Consider the following 4104-nt stretch of genomic DNA (forward strand, 5'->3'; position numbering starts at 1 on the left):
GGCTGAGACAGGAGCGACAGTGGCAGGCGGATATTGCCGCGACATCGCCTGCGCATTACGAATTGGTAGGCCAAAGGCCATTTTCCGAACACCGTGACGCCTACAAAAAGGCCGACCGCCGGACAAGCCATGCGGTCGGCCTGAAGCGCACTTGTTCGGCTCAGTTCGGCTTGCGGTGACGCGGATAGCTGCCGGCGTCGGGCGCGTTGGCGAAGCTCTGCAAGGTCTGTCCGCCATCGATCAGCCAGTCGACACCGGTGATGTGGCGCGCTTCGTCGGAGGCGAGGAAGGCGACGGCCGCCGCCACGTCCTCGGGCTGGCCGATGCGGCGCAGCGGGATGCGGTCGGCAAAGCGCTGGATGCCGGCGGCATAGGCCTCGCGGTCGTTTGACGGCACGCCAAGCGTTGTTTCGATGACACCAGGGCAGATGGCGTTGACGCGGATGCCGTAAGCGGCGGCGTCGAGCGCTGCGACACGGGTCAGGCCAACGACGCCATGCTTGGTTGAGGCATAACCGGCGCCACCCGACAGCACGTCCCAGCCGGCCATCGACGAGCCCATATTGACGATCGAGCCTTCGATGCCGGCGGAAATCATCGCCTTGAGCGAGGCCTGGAGCACCAGGAACATACTGCGAAGATTGATCCGCACGATGCGGTCCCAGTCTTCGACGGGCAGTTCGTGGACAGGCGCGACCTTGCCGGAAATGCCGGCATTGTTGAACACCGCGTCGAGGCGGCCAAAGGCTTCGACCRTCTTTGCTACCGCCTCGCGGGCGGCAGTTTCGTCGGAAACGTCAGCGGTGATGGCAATGGCCTTGTCGCCAAATGCCGAAGCGACCTGTGTCGCGCGATCGCCGTCGAGGTCGACGACCGACACGCGGGCACCTTCATCGATGAAACGGCGCACTGCGGCGCTACCGATCGCGCCGCCACCACCGGTGACCAGAACGACCTTGCCTTCGAAACGCATCATCTTGGTCTCCTGTGTTTACTTGCCGTAAGCGCGCCAGGAATGGCGCGGCGCAAAGCCGAGTGTTTCCAGCGCATGCGTATTGCCGATGACCGCATCATGGCCCGAAAGCGGATGCTTCAGCGGCGTTGCCGGGAAGGCGCGCTTGACCAACGCGTCCGTAAGCTCTTCCGAATAGGTGTCGGCGGCGCTGAGGAAGGTGCGCAGATGGCCCTCGCCCTGCCAAGCCAGCGCCTTGATGAAGGCGTCGGCGGCGTCGCGTGCGTCGAGGTAGCTCCACAGGTCCCGCGCGGCATCGGCGAGGTTGCGGCGCGGGCCGACGCTGTCGAAGAAACTCTCCGGCGTCTGGATCCAGGGCATGCGCAGGCTGACGGCCGTAAACGCGCCACGGCGCACGGCGGCCTCGACGATTTCTTCCCCGAGCCATTTCGACAGGCCATAAGCGTCCTGCGCGCCGATCGGGTGGTTGTGGTCGATGGGCAGATAGGCCGGGTCGACGAAGTTTTCGGCAAAGGGATAACCGAGCACGCTGAAGGACGAGGCGTAGACGAAGCGCCTGGCTTTAGAAAGAGCCGCCGCCTCGATGACATTGTAGGCGATCGCCATATTGGTCTTGAACACTTCAGCCGGCGCCTTGCCGAGCGGGCGCGGGATCGCGGCGATGTGGACGACGGCATCGCAGTCGCGGATCAGCTGCAGTGTCAGGCCGAGATCGGTGAGGTCGGCGCTGATATGGGTCCATGTGCAATCGGCAGGGGCGACGGCGTCGATGCCGAGCACGTCATGGCCGGCGGCGACAAAGGCTGAGGCGACATGGCGGCCAAGCAGTCCGCTCGATCCGGTAATGACGATTTTCATCTCTGGCTCCTCTTGTCGGTCACGTGGCCACTCGGCAAATATCGTTGATGGTCAAACAATCGGACACCGCAAACCGCCCTGCTTGTCAATGCATTTCTTGGCACAGGGGTAAGCACCGGGCATAGTCGCAAGTCGCATGGCAAGGTGCTTCGGTCCGCCATATTGTGACAAGCAGCAAGCTCAAGGATTGACTTGGAAGTCGTCACGGTTTTTTGTATGACCACCAACAATCGGCAGTTCGCTGAAAAGGTAGGATCATGCCACTGGACAGCTTTTCGTCACATCGCCAGGACGCCGGGATCAAGATCGACCCGGTGCGCGTGGCGGTAATCGTCGTCGACATGATCAACGACTTCTGCAAGCCGGGCGGCGCCATGGTGCTGCCGGGCTATGAAGCGCTTGTCGGTCCACAGCTGAGCGTGATCGAGGCGGCGCGTGCCGCCGGTGCGCCCGTGATCTGGGTGCATGATGCGCATCGCCGCAACATGCGCCGCGACCGCGAGTGGCTGAAACGCGCGCCGCATTGCGTCGAAGGCACCTGGGGCACTGAGATCATCGACGATCTCGGCGCCCGCGACGACGAGATCCACATCATCAAGCGTCGCTATTCGTCGTTTTTCCAGACCGATCTCGACATGACGCTGAAGGACATGATGGTCGACCAGATCATCGTCTTTGGCGTGGTCACCAATATCTGCGTGCGTTCGACCGTGCATGATGCGTTCTTCAACGGCTACGAAGTCGTGGTGCCCGCCGATTGCTGTGCTGCCACCGGTCCGCGTGAGCAGGAAAGCACGCTCTATGACATCTCGACCCATTTCGGCGTCGTCAGCGATGCCGAAAGTGTGGTGAAAGCGCTGCGCGACGGCGTTTTCGTCGAAAACGTCAACATCGCCGCATAACCTCTGGGGTCGGCGAATCTCAGGTTTCAAGCCAGGAGTTGGAAGCGCCGTGACAACCCTCGACGAAGCCCGGAAATTCAAGCGCAAGACGGCAGAAGTGGCCAACAAGCCGCTGAGCCGCGAAGAGACAATGACCCGATACACCAAGACCGGTTACGACCTAGACCTCCATCCCGCCCACGTCGTGCGCCGCGCCCATCAGCGCGCCACGTTGTGCTTCCAGCAGGTCATGGCCGGTGAGGACCTGTCGCCGACGCAGTTCGCGGCCCTTGCCACGGTGCTCAAGCATGGCGAGGTTTCGCAGAACCATCTCGGCCGCATGACGGCGATGGATCCCTCGACCATCAGCCTTGTGGTGCGCAAGCTTTTGAAGCAGGGGCTGATCAAGCGCAGCGCCTCCGAGACCGACCAGCGCCTGACGATCATTACTCTGACCGACGAAGGCACGCGCTACACGCTCGACCGGCTCGAGCGCAGCGTCGAGGTCGGCCAGAAGCTGCTTTCGCCGCTGACGGCGGCCGAACAAGTGACGCTGCTCAGGCTGCTCCAGCGCATCAGCGGCGACGAGCCGGGCGGCGCCGAAGGCAAATGAGCGGCTAGCGCCCCTTCACCAGACCATTCTCCGAAGCGACCGATTGCCGGCCTTGGGCCGGATCGACCGCCTCATGCCCCAAACAGACGCAAGGAATGCCATCGATGTCGCCTGAACCGCAAACCAAGGCCCCCGTCACCGACAAGCTCGTCATTCGCAACATCGGCCTGATGCTCAGCGGCGACCTCGCCCAGCCGATCCTCGATGCCGATACTATCRTCGTCGTCGACGGCCGCATCGCTGCGGTCGGCAAGGCAACCGACCTCGATCTCGACGGTGCGACCAGCACCATTGACGCGCAGGGTTGCGTCGTAACCCCCGGCCTGATCGACAACCACGTCCACCCCGTTGCCGGTGACTGGACCCCGCGCCAGAACCAGATCGGCTGGATCGATTCGACGCTACATGGCGGCGTCACCACCATCATCTCGGCCGGCGAGGCGCATTATCCAGGCCGGCCGCGTGACATCGTCGGCATCAAGGCGCTGGGGATCGCGGCACAGCGGACTTTCGCCAATTTCCGTCCGAGTGGCATGAAGATCATCGCCGGCGCGCCTGTGCTCGAACACGGCATGACCGAAAACGATTTCCGCGAGCTCGCCGAAGCCGGCGTGACGCTGATCGGCGAAGTCGGCCTCGGCGGCGTCAAGGACGGCCCGACCGGAAAGCAGATGATCGCCTGGGCGCGCAAATATGGCATGACCTCGATGACTCACACCGGCGGGCCATCGATCCCCGGCTCGGGCCGCATCGGCGCCGATGTCGTGCTCGAGGTCGAC

4 protein-coding genes and 1 pseudogene are annotated in these 4104 nt (G+C 63.3%); 3 read left to right on the forward strand and 2 right to left on the reverse strand.

Annotation, left to right across the window (positions count from 1 at the left end; translation table 11 throughout):
* Positions 1 to 160: 160 nt before the first annotated feature.
* Entirely contained in the window at positions 161 to 976 is an 816-nt protein-coding gene (locus AC1DUU_RS25210) for an SDR family NAD(P)-dependent oxidoreductase (RefSeq protein WP_476786107.1), read from the reverse strand.
* A gap of 15 nt (positions 977 to 991) precedes the next feature.
* Entirely contained in the window at positions 992 to 1831 is an 840-nt protein-coding gene (locus AC1DUU_RS25215; RefSeq protein WP_476786108.1) for an NAD-dependent epimerase/dehydratase family protein, read from the reverse strand.
* Between the two features lie 257 nt (positions 1832 to 2088).
* Here AC1DUU_RS25215 and AC1DUU_RS25220 point away from each other — a divergent pair, with 257 nt between their 5' ends.
* From AC1DUU_RS25220 to AC1DUU_RS25230, 3 genes and pseudogenes are all read left to right on the forward strand, one after another.
* Complete coding sequence (locus AC1DUU_RS25220) at positions 2089 to 2733, forward strand: cysteine hydrolase family protein (protein ID WP_476786109.1); 645 nt, start codon at positions 2089 to 2091, stop codon at positions 2731 to 2733.
* A gap of 49 nt (positions 2734 to 2782) precedes the next feature.
* Positions 2783 to 3325 (forward strand): MarR family winged helix-turn-helix transcriptional regulator, encoded by a 543-nt coding sequence (locus AC1DUU_RS25225; protein ID WP_476786110.1) that lies wholly within the window; start codon positions 2783 to 2785, stop codon positions 3323 to 3325.
* A 104-nt stretch (positions 3326 to 3429) separates the two neighbouring features.
* Positions 3430 to 4104, forward strand: a pseudogene (locus tag AC1DUU_RS25230) (amidohydrolase family protein); the annotation flags it as partial.

The sequence above is a fragment of the Aminobacter sp. P4_H6_2 genome (assembly GCF_056400805.1).